The sequence below is a fragment of the Thalassospira sp. CH_XMU1420-2 genome, assembly GCF_037029325.1.
Taxonomy (GTDB): domain Bacteria; phylum Pseudomonadota; class Alphaproteobacteria; order Rhodospirillales; family Thalassospiraceae; genus Thalassospira; species Thalassospira povalilytica.
Genome location: NZ_JAYMEG010000023.1, coordinates 1 through 3,199 on the forward strand (window position 1 = coordinate 1; position 3,199 = coordinate 3,199).

Consider the following 3,199-nt stretch of genomic DNA (forward strand, 5'->3'; position numbering starts at 1 on the left):
CCGGGTTTTTGATGCCGGCGAAATTGCGGCTGCCGGGCTGATCGGCGGCCTCGCTTGACCAGAAGACGCGCTGTTCACACCAAAACGCATCATCTGTTGCGCCAGACGAAGTTACTAAGACAATTACTGGCAATCTGACCTGGCGGTATCTGAAACAGCATAACGCATCTGGTTGGTTTGCCGCAGGAGATGATCAAGTCTTAAGAGCGATTTTATCGCTTGTAGGCACAGTCGTCGTGGCACCTGAAGAGGAGAATGGCGACGGCGAGAAGTCGAACCCCATAGAGAGTGTCATGGGCGCGTCGATTAACTTTGCGGATCTGATTGACGGAGGGTCGGTGACGCTCTTTAGGTGCGCAGACGGCACTGGGCAGGATGAATGCCTCGAAATGGTGAAAGATGAAGATGTCACTCTCGTAGGCTTCAAAGAACGTTTCCGCGAGATGTTGATTGGCACTACCGCATCTATGGGGATTGTCCAAAAGCTGGCCAATCAGATCGAGCTGTCAGATGAGGAGCGAGCATTTCTTGCTTCAACACCATTCGGCGGCATGCTCTACAAGTTGGCCCCGTACGGGGAGACAGCGAGCACACTGTTGGTCGAGGATTCTATCGAGCGTTTGGCGTTCGATATGGCGTATATCACGGTACGAGATATGGTTCGAGCTGCCTTAACTGCTGTGCAGCAATCGGATCACTCCTACGCCAATCAGCTAAATGAAATCCTGATTGCTTCCTCAGAGCGCATTGATAGTGAAGTGCAGACGCGGGCAGCGAGTTTGAGCCCCGCCTCAGATATTATGAAACGTTATCAGGTGCTTCTAGAGGTTCTTCCCAACAAAGACGTGATAGTCGCGGGAGGCCTTTGATGGACTTCACTATGTTTCTGCCCGGAGAGGCAGATTTCGTTCTTCAAGTGCTGCAGTCTGTGTCGGCGATTATGGCAACCGGATACTTAGGTACGGGCGCTGCGTTCGGTGGAGTGCTAGCGCTTGTGATTGCGGGTATTCGACACCTTACATCGGGGGCTGCAATTGGCTGGCGAACTACGCTCGTCACGATCGGTATGTTTCAGGCATTCTTTGGGACTACGCAGCAAGTAGCTGTGGAGAACATGCTCACTGGTGAGACCGAAATCGTTGATGGCATTCCGACTGGTGTCGCTGTCACGGGGACTGTGGTGACCAAGACAGGTTGGGTTCTAACAGAGTTGCTGGAACAAGGCTTCTCTCGCCCAGGGATGACCCAAAATGGCTTGTTTGCGGATCTGCAAACGCTGCGCGCTGTTCGTATGATGCCATATCTAGTACCGACGGCCGGCCTATCCGATACAACCGGTGCGGCCACAGTAAGTATGACCCAAAACTGGGGGAACTACTACAAATCCTGTGTGTGGCCGTTGTCGGTTCAGGAGAACAATACTGAACTGAGAAACACCATCCGCAATAGCGACAACATTCTAGACGGGTTTGATACCAAGCTTGCAAACAACATGGTTCTCGTAAACCTCGGCGCGGGGGAAGAATCACTAACCTGCGAAGATGCCTATGCCGATCTCAGGAATGCATTCGAAGATACATTCTACCCGGAATATCTCGCGGCAAACGCGGTCCGCTTCGGTCTACCGGAGGGGACCACGTATGATGTCGTAGAGGGAAGTATTGAAGAATCTATTGATAACTTGCGAGGTTGGAGTTTCGGCGGTGCTTCCAACGCACAGAACCTGGTACTGAATACAGTGCTCTACGATATGATCTACAAATCATATCGCGAAGAATCGATTGCAGCACTGAATGATCCTTGGACAACAATGATGGAGGACGCGCGTCGGCAGCGGGCAGCGCAGTGGAGTGGGGAGGCTCAGTTGTGGACTTCAGTCATGCCGGCTGCGGCATCTTTCTTCATTGGTATGGTGTACGCTCTGACACCATTGGTCGCTATCCTCATTATTATGGGCGACTTTGGCGTCAAGTTGGTCACAAAATACATCGCGGTACTGTTGTGGGTGATGATGTGGCCGATAGTAATGTCCATCGTTAACCTCTACGGTCAGGTCTCGACCACGACCGAATTCCAAGCGCTGATTGCAGAGGCAGGAAGTATCACGTCGTTGAATGCGCTAGATCAAATTGACACGATGCTGATTGATAAGATGGCGCTGCTCGATAAGCTTGTAGCGGCAGCTGCAACGATAGCGCTATTTCTTGCGACGGGCAGTATGTACGCCATGACCCAGCTGACCGGAGCATTTTCAAGCGGTGATCACATTGATGAGAAAAAGATAGCGCCCGATAGCTACTCTTCATCGCCAACAATGCAAACCAATCCATTGCTAACGGCTGATCAGACTAATGGCGTTCGTCAAACAGGTTTCGATAATGTTGTGGGCACGATGAACTTCGGCAGTGCATTGTCAAACACTGCGGGAACGGCTGCATCGACGGCACAGCAATCTCGTGAAGAGTTCGGAACAAAGTTGTCGAGCGCATTCTCCCAAGCACTTCAGGGGTCTGATCAGAGTTCGATAGCGAACAAAGTTGCAGAAAGTTGGCAAACAAGTTCGTCTGAACTGGAAACGTTGTCAATGAATGCCGCCCGCAAGATTTCAGAGGGTATGGATCTTACAGAGAGCGAAATCAGCCAGGCAGCAGCCCAGATTAGCTTGGGTGCTTCTGCTAGCGGCGGCTTCAAAGGACTTGGAAACGGATTCACGATCAATGGGGATGGCAACGTTGTACGGAGTGCTAACGAGGCCAGTGCGATGAAGGAAACTCTGCAATCGAACTTCGAGAAAGAGTTTGGGGACGGGAGTCAGTTGTCAACCCAGCTTCAGAATGCGGTTAGTGCGGATCTTGCGAAAGGTAACAATGATACGATCACCAGCGTTTTGGGGAAAAGCGAAGCAGAAGAGCTATCGCAGGCAGCCAGCTACGCAGAGTCCAAGTCTGCGCAAGCACAAGAAGCTAGAGCACTTGCCAATACGTTTGGCGCTTCGCAGTCAGTCTCACCGTTGGCAATTAGCCAGAACCTGACGACTTCGCATCGAGCGGAGTACGATCAATTGAAAGCGATGGCGGTCCAAGAGGGTGTGTATGCTAGTTCTGCGGAAAGGGCGACTGAGTAAAATTAAAAACACAGGTGCAACGGGTTTCTTCCGCAAAAAGAAAAGGGCCCGTAACCGGGCCCTTTGGTTGGTGGT

At 51.6% G+C, this 3,199-nt stretch carries 1 protein-coding gene and 1 pseudogene; both read left to right on the forward strand.

Annotated features, from left to right (window positions below):
• Positions 1-95 precede the first annotated feature (95 nt).
• Positions 96-869 (forward strand): annotated as a pseudogene (locus WA429_RS20815) (conjugal transfer protein TraH); the annotation flags it as partial.
• Positions 869-3,124, forward strand: a complete 2,256-nt coding sequence (locus tag WA429_RS20820) for a conjugal transfer protein TraG N-terminal domain-containing protein (protein WP_336107849.1) — start codon at positions 869-871, stop codon at positions 3,122-3,124. The pseudogene WA429_RS20815 and the gene WA429_RS20820, both read left to right, overlap by 1 nt.
• Positions 3,125-3,199: the final 75 nt, after the last annotated feature.